The organism is Pseudomonas sp. EpS/L25, assembly GCF_001512295.1.
Taxonomy (GTDB): domain Bacteria; phylum Pseudomonadota; class Gammaproteobacteria; order Pseudomonadales; family Pseudomonadaceae; genus Chryseomonas.
On the sequence record NZ_LNUP01000002.1, the window covers coordinates 1,211,950 to 1,231,356 of the forward strand.

Below are 19,407 nucleotides of genomic sequence, written 5' to 3' on the forward strand. Positions count from 1 at the left end.
GCCACGGCAAAGATCACGTCAAACCGGCGTACCTCTTCCTGTAGGAGCGGCCCATGGCCGCGATCAGGAACCCAAGACCTGCTTCGGGGCCGGGAACCCGCGACCAGACACCGCCCTAACGTTGAACGCAGCCCCACGGCCCCGCCGCGTCCGAAGAAGCGTCAGTCCAGATCCGCTGCCGAATGCCGCTCGGCCAGTTGCTCGTCCGGCTCGCCCCAGGTGCGATTGACGCGGCGGCCGCGTTGCACCGCCGGTCGTGCGGCGATGGCCTTGGCCCAGCGCTGCACATGGGTATAGTCCTGCACGGAAAGGAATTCCGCGGCGTTGTACAGCTGGCCCAGTACCAGGTTGCCGTACCAGCTCCAGATGGCGATGTCGGCGATGCCGTATTCCTCGCCGGCTACATAGCTGCGCTCGGCCAGCAGGCGGTCGAGCACATCGAGTTGGCGCTTGGCTTCCATGGCGTAGCGGTTGATCGGGTATTCGAGCTTTTCCGGCGCATAGGCGTAGAAATGCCCGAAGCCACCGCCGAGGAAGGGCGCCGAGCCCATCTGCCAGAACAGCCAGTTCAGCGTCTCGGTACGGCCGGCATGATCCTGGGGGATGAAGGCACCGAAGCTGTCGGCGAGGTAGAGCAGGATGGCGCCGGACTCGAACACCCGCAACGGCTCGGCGCCGCGGCGATCCACCAGGGCCGGGATCTTGGAGTTGGGATTGATCGCGACGAAGCCACTGGAGAACTGCTCGCCCTCGCCGATGCGGATCAGCCAGGCGTCGTACTCGGCGTCGGTATATCCAGCTGCCAGCAATTCCTCCAGCAGGATGGTCACCTTCATGCCATTGGGCGTGCCCAGAGAATAGAGCTGGAAGGGATGCTCCCCCACCGGTAGCTCCTTCTCGTGGGTCGCACCGGCCACCGGCCGGTTGATGCTGGCGAAATTGCCACCGGAGGTGGTGGGGGCCCAGACGCGCGGGGGAGTGTAGGAATCGCTCATGATGGCTCTGTCCTCGGTCGATATAGATCGGTCGTTCGATCATAACCGAACATTGCGTTCCCAGGGCTCGGTTCAGGCGTTCTGTTCGGTGAGTCTTTGCGCCGTGAGGCTCCGATACTGACGTGGCGTCATGCCCTTGAGCTGATGAAAACGCCGATTGAAGTTGGAGATGTTGTTGAAGCCGGCCTCGAAACAGATGTCCGTCACCGGCATGCGGCTGTGGGACAGCATCTCGCAGGCCTTGCTGATGCGCAGGCTGTTGACGAATTCGACGAAGGTGCGCCCCGTGGCCTGGCGAAAGAATCGCGAGAAATAGGTGGGCGTCATGCCCAGATGCTCGGCCGCTTCCTCCTGGCTGAAGTCGCGCTGATAGTGATCGAAGATGAAATTCAGCGCCCGGTTGGTGCGATCCACCGCCTGTTCACTGGCGGTTCCGGGTTCCACCGCGCCGGACAGCAGCTGGTAGCGCTCCGAGGTGGCTACCGCCTCCATCAGTACCAGGAAATGGCCGAGACGGGTGGCGCCGCCGCTGTCGGCGATGTGTTGCAACAGCTCCCCGGCACGCCCGATCAACTCGGGGTCGTGGAATTCGATCCCATAGCGCGCCCGTTCCAGCAGGGGAGCCAGGCCGCTGAGCTCGGGAAACACCGCGGTGGCGTTGTCCACCGTCTCGTCGGTGAAGTTGACCAGCATGTCGCGCTTGACCACCACCTCGCCCTCGGCGATGCGACTGATCCAGTTGTGCGGCAGGTTGGGGCCGGTGAGGAACAGGCTGCCGGGGTAGAAGTTGCCGATGTAGTCGCCGATGAAGGCCGTGCCGGAACTGGCCACGATCAGGTGCAGCTCGTATTCCTTGTGGAAGTGCCAGCGCACCAGCGGGCAGGGGAAGCCGTGCTCCCGATAGATCACCGAGTGGCCGCTCAGGTCCTCCATCAATTCATAGGAGGGGCTGCTCTTGCGTAAGGACTGACTCATGGGTCGACCCATCGTTCTTGTTGGCCTTGATCGTGGCCCTGTTCGACGTCCAGTACAACCCCGGGTTCAGCCGGCCCCTCGGTCCTGTACGAAAAGTGCCTGCGCTCGGTGATGCTTCGTTGAAAAAGGCCTGGATCGCCAGCCCGGTCGCAATGCTCATTTACCACTCGTAAACCCGAGTGCGGGTCCGATCCGCTTCCTCAGCCTTTTTCGCCTCGCCTGACCTTCGCTCGGCGACTTTTCGTACAGGACCTAGGATCACCGCCGCGCGCAGCTTGCCGCGGCCGAAGCGACTCATCCTGTCGAATTCGGCATGGGAAACCGGAATGTGCTGGCAATCCAGCTCGCGCCGGTGCTGGCTGTGATCCACGTCGGGGTCGTGCAGGTAGACGAAGTCCTCGTCGCAATCGGTGACCAACACCCAATGCGGTCCTTTGGCCCTGGTCAGCCGGAAGGAGCTGATCAGCACCAGCGGGAAGGCGCCCTGGTTGACCCAGTGGGCGATGTCCAGGCGTGTCCGGTAGAGCCGCTCGATGGGCGACTGCTTGACCTCGGCGCTGAAGTCCTCGTGGACCAGGCGCATCACCTCCTTCTTCTCCTCGCTGCGCACCCCGTCGAGGAACAGGGGCCCACGGGTATTCACCTGCAGCGTCACCTTGAAGCCCCGCCGCAGGGCCGCCAGGGCGAGGCCATGGGGACCGCAACCGCCATGGCCGGCGGTCATGTAGATGGTGGTGGCCTCGCGCCATAGCCGCAGCTCCTCGCGACGCTCCAGCGGACGTCCGGGCTGTAGGGCACCCATGGCCATCAGCAGGCTGGCCGGGCCGCAGGTGAAATCGGTGGTCTGGCGGTAGAAGGGCACCGGGCGTGCCTGGCCTGCGCGGGGCTGGCGGATGCGCTTCTCGAAGCGCAATGCCTGGCTGTGGTCCTCGTAGTAGTCCTCCACCGTGGCGAACGGCAGGTAGCCGTTGCGCTCGTAGAGGGCGATGGCGGCGGCGTTGTCCGGCCGGACCTCCAGCCGCAAATAGGCACAATCGCGTTCCACCGCTTCGGCCTCGGCCGCGTCCAGCAGCCGCTGGCCCAGGCGATGGCCACGGGCGGCTGGGTCCACGGCGATGGAGTAGAGACGGGCGAGGGAGGTGTTCTGGTGGAACAGCACCAGGGCGTAGCCGGCCACCTGCGTTCCGCTCTCCGCCAGGATCAGCACGGCGTTCGCCCGGGTGAGCATCCAGTGGAAATTGCGGCGGGAAAGGCGGTCATAGCTGAAGCAGCGGGCTTCCAGATCGACCAGCGCCGCCAGATCGTCGACGTCGGCGGCCCTGAGCATGAAACTCATCGCGAAGGATTCTCCTGGAGCGGAGCGGGCAGCCTGCCATGGTTAAGCAATGGTTAATAGCGCCCGCGTTACAACCTTTGAGTGGTCGGCGGCATTCAGGTTTCCGTCGGCACCCCGTATCGCAACCAGGAGGTCCAGTGAGCAAGCTGTATATCGTCGTGGAGCGCAAGGAAGACTGGTCGTCCTACTATCCCAGCGAAGATGTCATCACCGCCCAGGAATACCTGGAGCAATCCAACGAGCAGGACAACGGCAAGCGGGTGCAGGTCATCAACCTCTGCCGTAGCCAGAAGTACCTCGGCCACGGCTATTATTGCTCGCTGCTGGCCGAAGCCCGTGGGCACAAGGTCATTCCCTCGGTCCGCACCATCAGCGAGCTGGCGCGCAAGGCCCTCTATGGCCTGGCGCTGGAGGATCTCGACAAGCTGCTGACCAAGGCGCTGGCCGGCCATCCCTATGGCAGCGCCGATGGCTTCACCCTCACGCTCTACTTCGGCACCACCGACATCGAACCCTTGCAGGACCTGGCGCGCCAGCTGTTCGAGGCCTTTCCCTGTCCGCTGCTGCTGGTGGAATTCCGCCGCGACCGTGCCGGCTGGCACATCGGTGGCCTCAAGCTGGGCAGTATCCACAAGCTGCACGAGACCCAGGAAGACCTCTTCGCCAACGCCCTCGATCGCTTCAGTCGCCGCGTCTGGCTCAAGCCCGGTCGCCGCGAGAAGTACCGCTTCGACCTGGCCATCCTGCATGACCCCAGGGAAGCCTTCCCGCCGTCCGACGCCAAGGCACTGAAGAACTTCGTGCGGGTCGGCAAGCACCTGGGGCTGGACGTCGAGCTGATCGAAAAGAAGGACTATGCGCGGCTGAGCGAATTCGACGCCCTGTTCATCCGCGAGACCACCGCCATCGATCACCACACCTATCGCTTCGCCAAGAAGGCCGAGAGCGAGGGCCTGGTGGTCATGGACGATCCGCGTTCCATTCTCAGGTGCACCAACAAGGTCTACCTGGCCGACCTGCTGCGCGCCCACAAACTGGACATGCCGGCCACCGAGATCCTCTACAAGGACAATCCCGCCCAGCTCGAAGGCCTGGGCGAACGCCTGGGCTTTCCGCTGGTGCTGAAGATTCCCGATGGCTCCTTTTCCCGCGGCGTGATCAAGGTCGAGGACCAGGCGCAGCTGCGCAAGGCCAGCGCCGAACTGTTCGAGCGTTCGGTATTGCTGCTCGCCCAGGAATTCTTCTACACCGAATATGATTGGCGCATCGGCGTGCTGAACCAGGAGCCGATCTTCGCCTGTCAGTACTTCATGTCCAAGGGCCACTGGCAGATCTACGACCACAGCGCCAGCGCTGCCGAAGTCAGCGGCGATTTCCGCACCCTCGCGGTGCAGGACGCGCCCCATGCGGTGGTGGAGCTGGCGGTGCGCACCGCCAACCTGATCGGCGATGGGCTCTATGGTGTGGATCTGAAGCAGGCGGGCGACAAGCTGGCGGTGATCGAGGTCAACGACAACCCCAACATCGATTGCGGGGTGGAGGACCTGGTACTCAAGGACGACCTCTATGCCCTGGTACTGGAGGAGTTCATCCGGCGCCTGGAATCGCAACGCGGCGGACAGCCCTGGTAACGCGCCAGGGTCGTGAGACGGGTGAGGAGCGGGCCTCACCCGTCATTCGGGGCGCGATCAGGCACCGTGGCACTTCTTGAACTTCTTCTCGCTGCCGCAAGGACAGGGATCGTTGCGGCCGACCTCCTTCAGCGGATTGCGCACCGGCTCCTGGGCGTGGCCGTGGTTGCAATGCGGGCCGTGGACGTGGTGTGCATGGCCATGGTCGTGATCGTGGTCGTGATTGCAATCGGGACCGTGGACGTGTTGATTCATTTCATGACTCCGGGGATGTAGGCGCCAGGCACGAATTGTCCCTGGCGAGAAAAATGGACACTGCGCCCGAACAGCCAGCCGGTCTTGATCAGGCCGCGCAGGCGATAGCTGATCGGCTGGTCGGGGTCTTCCAGCATGCGTCCCACGTCCTTCACGTAGCGCCACAGATTGGTCTGCACCGGCACGGCGAAGCTGCGCTGGCCATGGGCCGGCACCGAGGCATGCAGGCCGGCCGTGCCCTGGGACAGCAACAGATCGTTCAGGTAGACCGTGTAGGCCAGGCTGCGGATGGGTAGGGCATGGTCGTTGGGATTCTGGACGCGGAATTGCAGCACGAAGTCCTGACTCCACAGCCGCGCGCGGATCAGCTCCACGCCGGTGAGCTCCACCTGGGGTTCGTCGTAGTTGCGCCCGATGTAGGTGCAACCACCGACGCTGCTCAGCAGAACCCCAAGCAGGGTAAGAATCAAAGCCTGGCGAAGCATGCGGCACTCCCGTTTTCTACGCAGTTTAACGAGCACCGCTTGCTGCACAAGTCGGGGCCGCTTCGGCACAGGCTAACAAAAAAACGTCGGCTCCTGACGACGCCGTGGCTGGACCGCTCGCGCCCGGCATTGCATCCTGCGCTTCTCGCCGTGACCGAGGAGGTCGTCATGTCCGCTGCTCTCTACGAAATCGCCTTCCAGGGTGAACTGATCGCCGGCGCCGACGCGCAGCAGACGCGACAGAATCTGATGCGCCTGTTTCAGGCCGATGAACAGCGCATCGCCGTGCTCTTTTCCGGTCGCCGCATGATCATCAAGAACCGCCTGGATGCCACCACCGCCGAGCGTTACCGCGCCACCCTGGCCCAGGCCGGAGCGGTGGTGGAGGTGGTGCCCATGGCCGAGACGGGCGAGCCGCCTGCTGCACCTGCCGAGACGCGCACGCCGGCCACGTCGCCGGCTGCTGCCGTGTCCGGCGAGCGTACCTCCCTGAATGTCGCCCCACGGGATGCGGTGATGGCCGCCTTCAGCGAGGTGCAGGCGCCTGACTTCGGGCTGGCGCCGGTCGGCGCCGACCTCCAGGACGCCGCTGAATCCGCGCCCGCTCCCCGGGTCGATACCGCTCACCTGAGCCTGGCGCCAGTGGGCAGCGACCTTGGGCCGGCCACCGAGGCCCTGCCGGTGGCCGTGCCGGATACCGATCACCTGACGCTGGTCAGGCAATAGCGACGCTAGAGATAGTCGGCGCAGCACTTCTTGAACTTGGCGCCGCTGCCGCACAGGCAGGCGTCGTTGCGACCGGGCAGGGGGCGCACGGTGGGGTCGAGAAAGTACCAGCGCCCATTCCGCTGGACGAAACCCGAGCGCTCTTCGTGCCGATGGGCGCCGCGGCCATCCTCCCAGCGCGCCACGAAGGCGACCCGCGCATGGGCCGGATCGCCGGGCTCGGCGCTGTGCTCCAGCACCTGCAGGCCCTGCCAGCGGCTGCCCAGGCTCCAGGCCGTCAGGGCCTCCCGATCCAGCCGCTGCTGCAGCGCCGGAGCGGTAGTGGCCACCAGGTAGTCGATCAGCCCCAGCACGTAGGCGCTGTAGCGCGAGCGCATCAGCCGTTCGGCATCGGGCGCTGGCATGCCGGCGTGGTAGCGGCCGCAACAGTCGCCCAATGCGTGTGCCGAGCCACAGGGGCAGGGAGCCAAGGAATCCATCTCACCACCAGTACTTGCCGAAATTCTGCGGATTGGCCCAGAACTTGGCATTGAGCCAGTCAGGGACCTGCTTGTAGTCGTGCAGATCATAGCTGAACAGGGTGACCACCTGGCCGTCGCGGGCGAAGCGCTCGCTGGCCTGGAGGGCAAGGGCGTAGAAATCCGTGGCCTGCCATTCGCTGGCCGCCAGGTCCACCAGCACGGCCAGCCGCGAGGTGTTGAAATTGCGCAGGCCGCCGAGCAGCTCGCGGCCCTGGCGCAGCGGCAGGTGCTCCAGACAGTCGGCGACGATCACCAGGTCGTAGCGCTCGGCCAGCAGGGCGGGATCGTCCAGGGGCACCGAGGCCTGTACCAGGCGGCATTGGGGGTGGGCGTCGACATAGGCCTGCAGCGCGGGCAAGGGCGCACGCGCCACGCAGAGCAGGCGAGACGGCTGATGATGCGTCAACAGGCTTGCCAGAGCCTGTTGGGGCGTGCGGGACGAGAATAAATTTGCCATTAAGGGAACCCTAATTAAATCTGTGTTGACTAAGCAACCAGCGTTGTCAAGACGTGTACGCCACCATTAGTCTGACAGCGCAATAAAGCCAAAGACGAGCACAACTCGCGGTACCTGGTCTATAGGAGACCCCTTCATGAGCAAGAGCATCGCAAGGACAGCTTTACCCCTCATTCTGGCGAGCACTGTGCTGGCCGGTTGCGCGGGCGGCGTACAGAAATCCGATTGGCCCGTCTGTGCGGCCGTTGGCGCCCTGGTAGGCGGCGCGGCGGGTGCCACCCAGAACGGCAACGTCGCGGGCATGGCGGCCCTGGGCTTCGGCACCACCGCCGGCGCCTATTGCTGGGTACATGGCAAGGGCAACGAGCAGGTCGCTCGCATGGAACCCGCTCCCGCCCCGGCGCCGGCGCCCGCACCGGCTCCCGCTCCGGCGCCGCTGCCCAAGCAGGAAGTGATCACCGCGCGTGACCTGCACTTCGCCTTCGACTCCGCGAAGATCAATCCGCGTGACCAGGCTCAGCTCGATGGCATCGCCGGACGTCTGCGTGGCGAGGCGGCCAGTACCCGCCTGTCCATCACGGGCTATACCGACAGCGTCGGTACCAACGCCTACAACCAGCGGTTGTCCGAGCGTCGTGCCAAGTCGGTCAGCGAGTACCTGATCCAGGCCGGCGTGCCTGCCGCCAGCATTGTCTCGGTGAAAGGCCTGGGTGAATCCAACCCGGTCGCCACCAACGAGACCGCCGAAGGGCGTGCCGAGAACCGCCGCGTCGAAATCCAGATCGACCGCGAGTGATGCAAAGGCGGCGGACTTGGGTCCGCCGCCTTTACTTTTTCCAGCCACAGGCGTTATGGTCCGATCCATCTCGTTCTCCTGCTGGAATCCATGAAAACCCTGTCCCTTACCGGCAAAATCCTTCTCCTGCTGTTCTGGCTCGCTGCAGCCGCCGCTCTTGCCTTGCCCCTCGCGCGTCCCTTCCCCCAATTGCTCGCCCTGGTCGCCCTGGCCCTGCTGCTGTTGCACCTGGGAGAACTCTTCGCCAGCCGCCGTGCCCTGCGCCTGCGCCGCCATCCCTGGCTAGACCGTCTGAGCCTGTTGATCTTCGGTGCCTTTCATCGCCTGCCGCCGCAGTTGCCGGGTGCCTGATTAGGCCTGTGGGCACAACGCCGGGCGCATCCTGACGACAGGCGCGTTATCATAGCGCCCAAGATCCATTACTGTAGATGCATACAGCGCTCGTCCGCCGGACGCGGCGCTGCTTTGCCATCGCCCGGAACCAGGCATGCTCAGCACTGAACTCAAGACCCAGATCCAGGGCGCCTACACGCGTCTCCTCGAAGCCAAGTCGCTCAAGCCGCGCTACGGCCAGCGGCTGATGATCGCGGAAACCGCCAAGGGCCTGGGTGCCATCGCCCAGGACGAGGAAGGCCATCGCGAAGGCGAGCCGGCGGTGGTGGCGGTGGAGGCGGGCACCGGTACCGGCAAGACCGTGGCCTATGCCCTGGCCGCCATTCCCGCGGCCAAGGCCGCCGGCAAGCGCCTGGTGATCGCCACGGCGACGGTGGCGCTGCAGGAGCAGATCGTCCACAAGGATCTGCCGGACATCCTGCGCAACAGCGGGCTGTCCTTCAGCTTCGCCCTGGCCAAGGGTCGGGGGCGCTACCTCTGCCTGTCCAAGCTGGACATGCTCCTGCAGGAAGGCCAGGCGCAGAACGCCACCGCCCAGCTGTTCGCCGAGGACGGTTTCAAGATCGACGTGGACGAATCGGCCAACGAGCTGTTCGGCAAGATGATCGAGCGTCTGGCCGGCAATCGCTGGGACGGCGATCGCGACAGCTGGCCGGAAGCCATCGAGGACGTCCAGTGGTCGCGCATCACCACCGATCACAGCCAGTGCACCAATCGCCACTGCCCCAACTTCCAGCAGTGCGCCTTCTACAAGGCACGCGAAGGCATGACCAAGGTCGATGTCATCGTCACCAACCACGACCTGGTGCTGGCCGACCTGGCCCTCGGCGGCGGCGCCATCCTGCCCGATCCGCGCGACACCCTCTATGTGTTCGACGAAGGCCACCACCTGCCGGACAAGGCCATCGGCCACTTCGCCCATTTCACCCGGCTGAGATCCACCGCCGAGTGGCTCGAGCAGATCGCCAAGAACCTCACCAAGCTGCTGGCCCAGCATCCCTTGCCGGGCGATCTCGGTCGCCTGGTGGAGCAGGTGCCGGAGCTGGCGCGGGAGATCCGTACCCAGCAGCAATTCATGTTCAGCGCCTGCGAGGCCCTGGCCGATTTCCGCGCCGGCGAGGACATGGAAGGCCGCGAGCGGCCGCGGCACAGATTCGTCGGCGGTGTGATCCCCGACGACCTGCGCGAGATGGGCATCGAGCTGAAGAAGGGCTTCGCCAAGCTCACCGACCTCTTCACCCGCCTGACCGAGATGCTCAAGCAGGCCATGGACGGCGAGTCCAGCATCGGCCTGGCCAGCTACCAGGCCGAGGAATGGTATCCGCTGTTCGGCAGCCTGCTGGCCCGCGCCCAGGGCAACTGGGAGCTGTGGACCGCCTTCACCTGCGAAGACCCGGAAGACAGCCCGCCCATGGCGCGCTGGATGACCCTGGCGGAAACGGGGTCGCTGTACGACATCGAGGTCAACGCCAGCCCCATCCTGGCGGCGGAAATGCTGCGTCGGCACCTGTGGAACGTTGCCTACGGCGCCCTGGTGACCTCGGCGACCCTGACCGCCCTCGGCACCTTCGATCGCTTCCGCATGAGATCCGGCCTGCCGCGTTCGGCGGCCACCGCCATCGTACCCAGTCCGTTCCGTCATGCCGAAGCCGGCGTGCTGCGGGTGCCGGATCTGAAGGCCGATCCGCGCAACGCCGCCGAGCACACCGCCGCCATCGTCCGCGAATTGCCAGCCATGCTCGAAGGCGCCCGCGGTGCCCTGGTGCTGTTTTCCTCGCGACGGCAGATGCAGGACGTCTTCGACGGCCTGGAACGCGACTGGCGCAAGCGGGTGCTGATCCAGGGCAACCTGTCCAAGCAGGAGACCCTCAACAAGCACAAGAGCCGCGTCGACGACGGCGAGGCCAGCGTGCTGTTCGGCCTGGCCAGCTTCGCCGAGGGCGTCGACCTGCCCGGTGCCTATTGCGAGCACGTGGTCATCGCCAAGATCCCCTTCGCCGTGCCGGACGATCCGGTGGAAGCCGCCCTGGCCGAGTGGATCGAGGCGCGCGGCGGCAATCCCTTCATGGAGATCGCCGTGCCCGATGCCTCGCTGCGGCTGATCCAGGCCTGTGGCCGGTTGCTGCGTACCGAGCAGGACAGCGGCACCATCTCACTGCTGGATCGCCGCCTGGTCACCCAGCGCTACGGCAAGGCCATTCTCAACGCCCTGCCGCCGTTTCGGCGGGAGATTCAGTAGCGCTGAACGCCAGGCGTATATCGCGGCCATGGGCCGCTCCTACAGGTAGTCTCGACCGTAGGAGCGGCCCATGGCCGCGATCAGCGTCGAACCTAGTGCCGGACACCTCATCCACTCAGGAGCCCCCATGACCGTCCACGGCTATCACGATCTGCGCTTCGAATCCGTCCGCGACGCCTTCGCCGACCTGCTCGCAGCCGGCCAGACCCGGGGTGCGGCCCTGTGCGTCCAGGTCGGCGGGGAAACGGTGCTGGATCTCTGGGGTGGCCTGGCCGACAAGGATGGCCAGACGCCCTGGCATACCGACACCCTGCTCAACCTGTTCTCCTGCACCAAGGCCTTCACCACGGTGGCGGCCCTGCAACTGGTGGAGGAGGGCAAGCTGGCCCTGGATGCGCCGGTGGCCGAGCACTGGCCGGAATTCGCCGCCGCCGGCAAGGCCGCGATCACCCTGCGCCAGTTGCTCAGCCATCGCTCGGGTGTCTCGGCGCTACGTGAGCGCCTGGCAGGCGATGCCCTCTACGACTGGGCCACGATGACCGCCGCGGTCGCCGCCGAGGCGCCCTGGTGGACACCTGGCACCGCCCACGGCTATGCCCCCATCACCTTCGGTTGGTTGCTCGGCGAGCTGATTCGGCGCGCCGACGGTCGCGCGCCCGGTGAGGCCATCGTGGCGCGCACCGCGGGACGGCTCGACCTGGACTTCCACATCGGCCTGCCGGCGAGTGAAGAGCCGCGCGTCGCCCACATCGTCCGTGGCAAGGGCGTGCTGGGCGATGCCGCGGCGCAGCGCCTGCTCAAGACCACCATGAGCGATCCCACAGCCTTGCCGACCCTGGCCTTCGGCAATCCGTCCGGGGTGCTCACCAGCACCAACAAACCCGAATGGCGCCGCTTCGAGCAGCCAGCGGCCAACGGTCACGGTCATGCGCGCAGCCTGGCGGGCTTTTATGCCGGGCTGCTGGCAGGCGACCTGCTGGAGTGGGAAACCCTCGCAGAAGCCCTGCGCGAACACAGCCAGGGCGAGGACCGCACCCTGCTGACCCCGACCCGTTTCGGCCTGGGCTTCATGCTTGACCAGCCGGACCAGGCCAATGCCAGCTACGGCCTCGGTCCCCAGGCCTTCGGTCATCCGGGCGCAGGTGGCTCGACCGGCTTCGCCGATCCCGAGCGCGAGGTGGCCTTCGGCTTCGTCACCAACACCCTGGGGCCCTATGTGCTGATGGACCCGCGCGCCCAGGCCCTGGCCAAGGCGGTGAAGGACTGCCTCTGAGAACCTTTCCACGATCTCGCGCGCTAGAGACAAACAAGGCGCAACGACCAAAGGGAGTAACAGCCAGCGGCTGGCCCGAAGGGTGAGCGCTAGCGAATCAAACGGCTGAGGAAGCGGATCGGACCCGCGCTTGGGTTTACGAGTGGTAAATGAGCATGGCGACGGGGCCGCCCAGGCCGGGCTGGCGACCCAGGCCAATTTCAACGCCGTTTGGCCGACGCGCAGCAGATCGTGAACAGGTTCTGAGGTCTGGCGGTCGCCTCGACCTTTGGCGCCAGCCGCCCGGTTGTGCTTAGCTGACCGGCTGTCGGGACCGGCCGGGTAGCGGCGCCGGTGCCACCAACCTTCCGAAGGGAGTCTGCCATGACCTCTGGCGCGCTGGCGCGCGGCACCATCGCCACCGAACTGCTGCACGAGGCCCTGGCGGCCTACGTCACCGCAGAGCGCTCGGCGGCGGACCTGCTCATCGAACTGGGCCTGAGTCCCGCCAGCCTGGCCGAGCCACGGGTGCCGGTGGCGCTCTACGGCCGGCTCTGGCGCCGCCTGGCACTGCGCTTCGATGACGAATTCTTCGGCATGGACCCGCGTCGCCTGCGCTCCGGCAGCTTCGCCTTTCTCTGCCGCCTGAGCCTGACCCAGACCCGCCTGGGCGACGCCCTGGAGCTGGTCCTGGACTTCCTGAACCTTGGCTTCGAGCAGCGGGAGGCGCACCTGGTCCGCCAACGCAGCCTGGCGTCCATTCAGCTGCGCGAGCCCGAGGGACAGCAGACACGGGCCTTCACCTGTTTCACCTACTGGCTGATCGTGCATGGCCTGGCCTGCTGGTTGATCGGGCGCCGCATCCCCTTGTTGGCGGTGGAGCTGCGCTGCCCCGAGCCGGCCTTCACCGACGACTACCGGGTGCTGTTTTCCGACAATCTCAGATTCGGCCAGCCACAGACCCGGCTGATCTTCGCCGCCGAGGTGCTCGATGCCCCGGTTCGCCGGACGCCAGCGGACGTGGCACGCTTCCTTGCCGGGGCACCGAACAACATCCTGCAGCGCTACCGCGACCCCGAAAGCCTCGCCGAGCGCCTCAAGGCGCGGCTGCGGGCGCTGCCCGGTGACCAGTGGCCGACCGGCGAGGTCATGGCGCAGGCGCTGCACCTGTCTTCGGCCACCCTTAGGCGCCGCCTGGCGGAGCAGGGGCAGTCCTATCAGGCGCTCAAGGACAGCGTCCGCCACGAACGCGCCATCGCCTGGCTGGCCGATCGGAGCCGCAGCCTGGACGACATCGCCGAGGCCCTGGGCTTTTCCGACGTGCGCGCCTTCTACAAGGGCTTTCGCAAATGGACCGGGACCAATCCCGGCCACTACCGCCAACTGATCCTGGCCGGTGCCGTTCCGGCCTGACTGTCCAAACCGCTCAACCCGGTTGTAGCTAAAGGTCATTGTCTGGCGCAAGGCGCGCGCTAGAGTCGATCTCGTTCGATAACAACAAGATCGAGGAAGGGATCATGCAGGACTACGCCGACGTCTATGCCCGGTTCGATTACCGCGCCACCGTCGCGGCGCGCCTGAGTGGCTCGCTCGCGGCCCTCAACGCCTGCGTCGAGTGCTGCGATCGCCATGCGCTGCCAGGCCGGATCGCCCTCTTCTGGGAAGGCCGCGATGGCCGGCGGGAGTCCTGGACCTTCCTCGAGCTACAGCAGCGCGCCGCGCAATTCGCCGGTTTTCTCGCCAGCCAGGGCATAGGCCCGGGGGATCGGGTGGCCGGCCTGTTGCCGCGGACCCCGGAGCTGCTGATCGCCATTCTCGGCACCTGGCGGATCGGCGCGGTCTATCAGCCGCTGTTCACCGCCTTCGGGCCCAAGGCCATCGAGCACCGCCTGGCGGTCTCCCAGGCGCGACTGGTGGTGACCGATGCCGGCAATCGCGGCAAGCTGGCCGAGGTGCTTGGCTGCCCCATGATCCTCACCGTGTGCCAGCGGCGCGGCCAGGGCATCGAGCGTGGCGATTTCAGCTTTTGGCACGAGCTGGAGCGCCAGCCGACCCTTTTCGAGCCCGTGCTGCGTACCGCAGACGATCCCTTCCTCTTGATGTGTACCTCGGGCACCACCGGACCGGCCAAGCCGCTGGCGGTGCCGCTCAAGGCCATCGCCGCCTTCATGGGCTATATGACGGAGGCCGTCGACCTGCGACCCAGCGATGCCTTCTGGAACCTGGCCGATCCGGGCTGGGCCTATGGCCTCTACTATGCGGTCACTGGCCCCCTGGCGCTGGGGCATCCCACGCTCTTCTACGACGGCCCCTTTTCGGCGGACAGCACCTGTCGCCTGGTACGGGAGCATGGCATCACCAACCTGGCCGGTTCGCCCACCGCCTACCGCCTGCTCATCGCGGGCGGCGAGGCGGTCGGTAAGAGTCTGCGCGGACGGCTACGGGTGGTGAGCAGTGCCGGCGAACCGCTCAACCCGGAGGTCATCCGCTGGTTCGCCGAGCAACTGCAGGCGCCCATTCACGATCACTACGGCCAGACCGAGCTGGGCATGGTGCTGTGCAACCATCACGCCCTGCGCCATCCGGTACAGCCGGGAACGGCCGGCTTCGCCAGTCCCGGTCACCGCGTGGTAGTGCTGGACGAGGGGACGCGGAAGGAAGTGCCGGCGGGGGTCCCCGGCATCCTGGCGCTGGATCTCGAACGCTCGCCGCTGTGTTGGTTCGGCGGCTACCTGGGCGGCCCGACCCAGGCCTTCGTCGACCACTACTACCTGACCGGCGACACCTGCGAGCTGAATGCCGACGGCAGCATCAGCTTCGTCGGCCGCGCCGACGACGTCATCACCACCTCCGGCTATCGCGTCGGTCCCTTCGAGCTGGAAAGTGCGCTCATCGAGCATCCGGCAGTGGTCGAGGCGGCGGTGATCGGCAAGCCGGACCCGGAGCGCACCGAGATCATCAAGGCCTTCGTGGTGCTGCAGCCCGGCTACCCGCCGAGCCCGGCGCTGGCCGAGGAACTGCGGCTGCACGTGCGCCAGCGCCAGGCCGCCCACGCCTATCCGCGGGAGATCGAATTCGTCACCGAGCTACCCAAGACGCCCAGCGGCAAGCTGCAGCGTTTCATCCTGCGCAACCAGGAAATCGCCAGGGCCGAGCCGTCCCGGCAAAGTGCCTAGCCCTATAGTGTGGTGTTTCAGAAGTTACCTACACAATTTTGGCGGCGCTTTTTTGGCCTGGGCGGCGTTGCCACTCCTCGCCATAGCCCTGCTATGACTCGTCGCGGCGCCTGGCCAAGTCGGAACGCCGAACCGCCAAAAAATCACTCGCCAATTCTTGCGCGAACTTCTGAAACACCACACTAGCCTCGCGAGGAGACCCTCCATGCTGATCACCGAAGAACAACAGGGCATCGTCGACATGGCCCGCCGCTTCGCCCAGGAGCGCTTGCAACCGCAGTCCGCCGACTGGGACCGCACCGGCAGCTTTCCCCGCCAAGCCTTGCGCGAGATGGGGGAGCTGGGCTTCATGGGGATGCTGGTGCCGGATACCTGGGGCGGCTGCGATACCGGCTACGTGGCCTATTCCCTGGCCCTGGAAGAAATCGCCGCAGGTGATGGCGCCTGCTCCACCATCATGAGCGTGCACAATTCAGTGGGCTGCGTGCCCATCGACCGCTTCGGCAGTGATGAGCAGAAGGCGCGCTTCCTCACGCCCCTGGCCAGTGGCGAGATGATCGGCGCCTTCGCCCTCACCGAACCCCAGGCGGGCTCCGATGCCAGCGACCTGCGCACCCGGGCGCGGCGCGACGGCGACCACTACATCATCAGCGGCGCCAAGCAATTCATCACCTCCGGCAGCCAGGCCGGGGTGGTGCTGGTCTTCGCGGTCACCGATCCGGCAGCGGGCAAGAAGGGCATATCCGCCTTCCTGGTGCCCACCGACAGCCCTGGCTACCAGGTGGTGCGCGTCGAGCACAAGCTCGGGCTGCACGCTTCCGACACCTGCCAGATCCAGCTCGATGACGTACGGGTGCCCGCGGCCTATCGCCTGGGCGCCGAAGGCGAGGGTTATCGCATCGCCCTAGCCAACCTTGAAGGCGGGCGCATCGGCATCGCCGCCCAGGCGGTCGGCATGGCCCGCGCGGCGTTCGACTATGCCAGGGGCTATGCCCACGAGCGGCAGACCTTCGGCAAGCCCATCGTCGAGCACCAGGCGGTAGCCTTCCGCCTGGCCGACATGGCCACCGAGATCGCCGTGGCCCGGCAGATGGTGCTGCACGCCGCAGCGCTGCGCGATGCCGGGCGGCCGGCGCTGGTGGAGGCGTCCATGGCCAAGCTGTTCGCCTCGGAAATGGCCGAGCGGGTCTGTTCCGCAGCCTTGCAGACCCTGGGCGGCTACGGCTACCTGAACGACTATCCGCTGGAGCGGATCTATCGCGACGCCCGCATCTGCCAGATCTACGAAGGCACCAGCGATATCCAGCGGCTGGTCATCGCGCGTCATCTGGGGGACTAGCCGGTGGTCGCCGTCGCGTCGCACCCGGCCGGCGACGGCAGCGGCGAGCGCCTGCGTCAGGCCGCCCTGGAGTTGTTCAGCAGGGACGGCTATCACGGCGTCAGCCTGCGCCGCCTGGCGAATGTCGTCGGCCTGCTGCCCGGCTCGCTCTACCACTATTTCGAAGGCAAGCAGGACCTGCTGTTCGAGTTGATCGAGGACTACGAGCTGGACGTCCTACAGCTGTTCAGGAATGCAGGGCGGGGGCGGCGGTCCGCCCTGACACCCTCGGCTCTGCTCGAGGATTACCTGGTGCTGGTCCAGCGGCAGTGGGCGTCCGCCCAGGTGGCGCAGCACGAGTTTCGCCACTTGAGTTCCAGGCAGCGGGCGCGCATTGGCGCGCTCCGGCAGCAGCAGGTGCAGGCCTTCAGCCAGGCACTCGGCGGTGTTCGTCATGACCCGGGCATGGCGCTGGGCGCCCTGGCCCAGCTATTGCGGGCCATGGCCCAGTCACAGGCCGATGCCGCCGTGGCGACTACCGAGCAGGTAGCAGCCCTGGCTGGCTTGGTCGCGGCGCTAGTGCGCCGCTAGAACCTGTTCACGATCTCGCGAGCTAGAGACAGACAAGGCCTAGGCGGCCCCACGAAAAGGGCTGAGGAAGCGGATCGGACCCGCGCTCGGGTTTACCAGTGGTAAATGAGCATTGCGACCCGCCTAGGCCGGGCTGGCGACCCAGGACATTTTCAACGCGGTTTGGCCGACGCGTAGCAGATCGTGAGCAGGTTCTTAGATCTTCCCGCCACCGCTTCAGGAATGGACTGTGCCAGGTGCCTTGGCCTGCTTCTGACCTTCGAGCATCTCGACCGCGGTACGGGTGGCTTCGCTGGCCCGGATCGCCAGTTTGCGCACTTCGTCGGCGACCACCGCGAAACCGCGCCCGGCGCTGCCAGCCCGGGCCGCCTCGATAGCCGCATTGAGCGCGAGCAGGTTGGTTTGCTGGGTGATGCCCTGGATGGTGCTGACGATCCCCGTCAGGCGCTGCAGGGTAGCCTGGGCCCCGGCGCTCTGCTGTTCGTACTCCTGCCGCAACCAGCGTTCTTCTTCCTGACTCTGGATGTCGCTGATGGCGCCAACCGTGCGCAGCGCGGTGCCATCCGTTGCGCGCTGGCTGTCACCACGCCCGCGGAACCAGCGATAGTCACCCGTGCGCAACCGCAGTCGATAGGAGACGTCGAAGGGCGTCTTGCCGCTGCGGTCGCCGACATGATCGACGAAGGCCTGTACGGCGCGGTCGCTGTCTTCCGGATGGAGATGGGAAAGCCAGCTGTTGAGCACGTCGGGAAATTCCGCCACCGACTCGTACCCGAGCAGGTGCCGCATCTGCGGGGAGAACCAGATGACATTGGCGGGATTGGCCGGATCGCCGTTCTTGATGTCGATGTCCCACAAGGCATCCTGGATGCAGTCGCGGGCGATGTCGAAGCGTGTTTCGAGCAGGGCATGGGCGTGCTCGCGGCTGCGCCGCTCGTGATCGTCCTGCAGCGTACCCAGCAGCAGCGGCGGTTGCCCGGCGCTGCCAGCCAGGCGCCGGCCGTGCAGGGTGAAGCCACGATAGGCGCCGGTACCGTCTGCCAGGCGCAGGGCGTAGCTGAACTCGCCCGGTCCGTGGGGCGTGAGCAGGGCCTGGCGAACGTCCGCGCGTTCCTCTGGATGGACCAGCTCCAACCAGGCGTGCAACCGCGTCGGCAGGGCACCCAGGCCAGGGAGCTCGGCGGACCAGCGCAGCGTTGGCGTCTGACCCGCAAGCGGCGGCCTGAACTCCCAGCAGGCGCCCTTGGCAGGGGCCAGGCCTTGCCAGCGTTGCTCGGCCAAGGACAGTTGCCGTTGCAGGTCCTGGAGTCGGTCGTCCAGTTGCCCGGTGTGCCGCTGTAGGTCGTTGACGTGCTGGACAAGGTCGGTCCGCTCGGCAAGCTGCCGTGCGAGGGCACCTTCCAGGCGCTTCAGCCGGGTGTTTGCCGTCGCGAGCGGTGCTGGCTGCGTGCCAGTCTCCAGGGCGTCGATGACGAGATCGAGCTGGTGATTGAAGGTGCGACTGAACAGGTCCATCGATCACTCCTTTGCGATACGCCGCGGCGCCAACCGTGGCGCCGGGCAAGTAGTCCCGAGTTCAGGCGGCTTGATAGAGGCGCCGTTCGAGCCCGGCATGGCCGTGGAGGCGGGTGGCGCGTCTGGCCAGAGCCAGCACCCCCAGGTCGACCAGCGGTTCGAGCAGGATGACGCCCAGGTAGGCACCGCCGAAGCTGAAAATGGCGATCAGGTTGCTGCTGCTGAAGCCCTGGCCGTAGAGCGCCCAGAAGGCCACCCAGGCGACGATGCCGGCCTGGAAGGCGGTGGACAGCGCCAGCGCCTGTCGATACCTGAGCGCGACGTAAGGCGTGCCGGGGGCGATCAGGCGTTTGGCCAGCGCTGCCGTAGCGAACAGGGGCACCAGCAGGGTAGTGACGTTCATGCCGTACTGCGGCAGGTCGAAGGGGGCGAAGAACAGTCCCTGCAGCAACAGGCCCAAGGCCAGGCCCAGGGCGGCGGGGGCGGCGCCGAAGAGCAGGAACAGTGTCGAGCCGAGGATGAGATGGACCTCGGAGACGCCGACGGGGTAATGGGGGAGCACCTCGAAGAAGGCGAACACCAGGGCGGTGGTCGCCAGGGTGCGGGCCAGTAGCGAGCCCAGGCCGCGTTCGCGCCACGCCTCTCCCGATAATTTCAGGCCATAGGCGCCGGCACCGGCGGCGGTCAGGTAGCTCAGGCCGATCTTGCCGGCATCCACGAGTCCAGGTTCGATATGCATGACGATC

General features: G+C 66.3%; 18 protein-coding genes and 2 pseudogenes. 10 read left to right on the forward strand and 10 right to left on the reverse strand.

Annotated elements, in window-relative coordinates; all coding sequences use genetic code 11:
- Positions 1 to 161 precede the first annotated feature (161 nt).
- The 3 genes from yghU to AR540_RS06630 form a co-directional block, all read right to left on the reverse strand.
- Positions 162 to 995 carry a glutathione-dependent disulfide-bond oxidoreductase gene (gene yghU, locus AR540_RS06620; RefSeq protein ID WP_059227154.1) on the reverse strand — a complete coding sequence of 278 codons (834 nt, stop codon included), beginning with the start codon at positions 993 to 995 and terminating at the stop codon, positions 162 to 164.
- Positions 996 to 1,067: 72 nt separating this feature from the next.
- Entirely contained in the window at positions 1,068 to 1,970 is a 903-nt protein-coding gene (locus AR540_RS06625; RefSeq protein WP_059227156.1) for an AraC family transcriptional regulator, read from the reverse strand.
- A gap of 160 nt (positions 1,971 to 2,130) precedes the next feature.
- Entirely contained in the window at positions 2,131 to 3,306 is a 1,176-nt protein-coding gene (locus tag AR540_RS06630) for a GNAT family N-acetyltransferase/peptidase C39 family protein (RefSeq protein WP_236712012.1), read from the reverse strand.
- A 137-nt stretch (positions 3,307 to 3,443) separates the two neighbouring features.
- On the opposite strand from AR540_RS06630, the gene AR540_RS06635 reads away from it, so the two are divergent.
- Positions 3,444 to 4,937: a RimK family protein gene (locus AR540_RS06635; RefSeq protein ID WP_059227158.1), complete on the forward strand. Its 1,494-nt coding sequence runs from the start codon at positions 3,444 to 3,446 to the stop codon at positions 4,935 to 4,937.
- Between the two features lie 57 nt (positions 4,938 to 4,994).
- On the opposite strand, the gene AR540_RS06640 is transcribed toward AR540_RS06635, so the two are convergent.
- Positions 4,995 to 5,192, reverse strand: a complete 198-nt coding sequence (locus AR540_RS06640; RefSeq protein ID WP_058762382.1) for an SEC-C metal-binding domain-containing protein — start codon at positions 5,190 to 5,192, stop codon at positions 4,995 to 4,997.
- A complete protein-coding gene (locus tag AR540_RS06645; protein WP_059227160.1) occupies positions 5,189 to 5,677 on the reverse strand; it encodes an LEA type 2 family protein in 489 nt (162 codons plus the stop codon). The genes AR540_RS06640 and AR540_RS06645 overlap by 4 nt, the downstream gene beginning before the upstream one ends.
- 168 nt (positions 5,678 to 5,845) lie before the next feature.
- On the opposite strand from AR540_RS06645, the gene AR540_RS06650 reads away from it, so the two are divergent.
- A complete protein-coding gene (locus AR540_RS06650) occupies positions 5,846 to 6,403 on the forward strand; it encodes a hypothetical protein (protein ID WP_059227163.1) in 558 nt (185 codons plus the stop codon).
- Between the two features lie 5 nt (positions 6,404 to 6,408).
- Here AR540_RS06650 and AR540_RS06655 read toward each other — a convergent pair whose 3' ends face one another.
- Both AR540_RS06655 and AR540_RS06660 read right to left on the reverse strand, forming a co-directional pair.
- Positions 6,409 to 6,882 carry a YchJ family protein gene (locus AR540_RS06655; RefSeq protein ID WP_059227164.1) on the reverse strand — a complete coding sequence of 158 codons (474 nt, stop codon included), beginning with the start codon at positions 6,880 to 6,882 and terminating at the stop codon, positions 6,409 to 6,411.
- A 1-nt stretch (position 6,883) separates the two neighbouring features.
- The gene (locus AR540_RS06660; protein WP_059227167.1) at positions 6,884 to 7,381 is read right to left on the reverse strand and encodes a DUF6231 family protein; all 498 of its coding nucleotides are present in this window, start codon (positions 7,379 to 7,381) and stop codon (positions 6,884 to 6,886) included.
- Between the two features lie 136 nt (positions 7,382 to 7,517).
- On the opposite strand from AR540_RS06660, the gene AR540_RS06665 reads away from it, so the two are divergent.
- The 8 genes from AR540_RS06665 (at position 7,518) to AR540_RS06700 (ending at position 17,146) form a co-directional block, all read left to right on the forward strand.
- On the forward strand, positions 7,518 to 8,177 hold the full coding sequence (locus AR540_RS06665; protein ID WP_059227169.1) for an OmpA family protein: 660 nt from the start codon (positions 7,518 to 7,520) through the stop codon (positions 8,175 to 8,177).
- 90 nt (positions 8,178 to 8,267) lie between these two features.
- Positions 8,268 to 8,528, forward strand: coding sequence for a DUF1145 domain-containing protein (locus tag AR540_RS06670; protein WP_059227171.1), 261 nt, complete (start codon positions 8,268 to 8,270; stop codon positions 8,526 to 8,528).
- A gap of 136 nt (positions 8,529 to 8,664) precedes the next feature.
- Positions 8,665 to 10,809 carry an ATP-dependent DNA helicase DinG gene (gene dinG / locus AR540_RS06675; protein WP_059227173.1) on the forward strand — a complete coding sequence of 715 codons (2,145 nt, stop codon included), beginning with the start codon at positions 8,665 to 8,667 and terminating at the stop codon, positions 10,807 to 10,809.
- Positions 10,810 to 10,936: 127 nt separating this feature from the next.
- Positions 10,937 to 12,082: a serine hydrolase domain-containing protein gene (locus AR540_RS06680; protein ID WP_059227174.1), complete on the forward strand. Its 1,146-nt coding sequence runs from the start codon at positions 10,937 to 10,939 to the stop codon at positions 12,080 to 12,082.
- A 363-nt stretch (positions 12,083 to 12,445) separates the two neighbouring features.
- On the forward strand, positions 12,446 to 13,474 hold the full coding sequence (locus AR540_RS06685; protein WP_059227176.1) for an AraC family transcriptional regulator: 1,029 nt from the start codon (positions 12,446 to 12,448) through the stop codon (positions 13,472 to 13,474).
- 104 nt (positions 13,475 to 13,578) lie between these two features.
- Entirely contained in the window at positions 13,579 to 15,237 is a 1,659-nt protein-coding gene (locus AR540_RS06690) for an AMP-binding protein (RefSeq protein ID WP_059227178.1), read from the forward strand.
- Positions 15,238 to 15,442: 205 nt separating this feature from the next.
- The gene (locus AR540_RS06695) at positions 15,443 to 16,576 is read left to right on the forward strand and encodes an acyl-CoA dehydrogenase family protein (protein ID WP_059227180.1); all 1,134 of its coding nucleotides are present in this window, start codon (positions 15,443 to 15,445) and stop codon (positions 16,574 to 16,576) included.
- Between the two features lie 3 nt (positions 16,577 to 16,579).
- The gene (locus AR540_RS06700; protein WP_059227182.1) at positions 16,580 to 17,146 is read left to right on the forward strand and encodes a TetR/AcrR family transcriptional regulator; all 567 of its coding nucleotides are present in this window, start codon (positions 16,580 to 16,582) and stop codon (positions 17,144 to 17,146) included.
- A gap of 287 nt (positions 17,147 to 17,433) precedes the next feature.
- Here the strand turns inward: AR540_RS06700 and AR540_RS26385 are convergent.
- From AR540_RS26385 to AR540_RS06710, 3 genes and pseudogenes are all read right to left on the reverse strand, one after another.
- A pseudogene (locus tag AR540_RS26385) lies at positions 17,434 to 17,599 on the reverse strand (methyl-accepting chemotaxis protein); the annotation flags it as partial.
- Positions 17,600 to 17,692: 93 nt separating this feature from the next.
- A pseudogene (locus AR540_RS26185) lies at positions 17,693 to 18,661 on the reverse strand (PAS domain-containing protein); the annotation flags it as partial.
- Between the two features lie 61 nt (positions 18,662 to 18,722).
- Positions 18,723 to 19,400, reverse strand: a complete 678-nt coding sequence (locus tag AR540_RS06710; RefSeq protein ID WP_059227986.1) for an energy-coupling factor ABC transporter permease — start codon at positions 19,398 to 19,400, stop codon at positions 18,723 to 18,725.
- Positions 19,401 to 19,407: the final 7 nt, after the last annotated feature.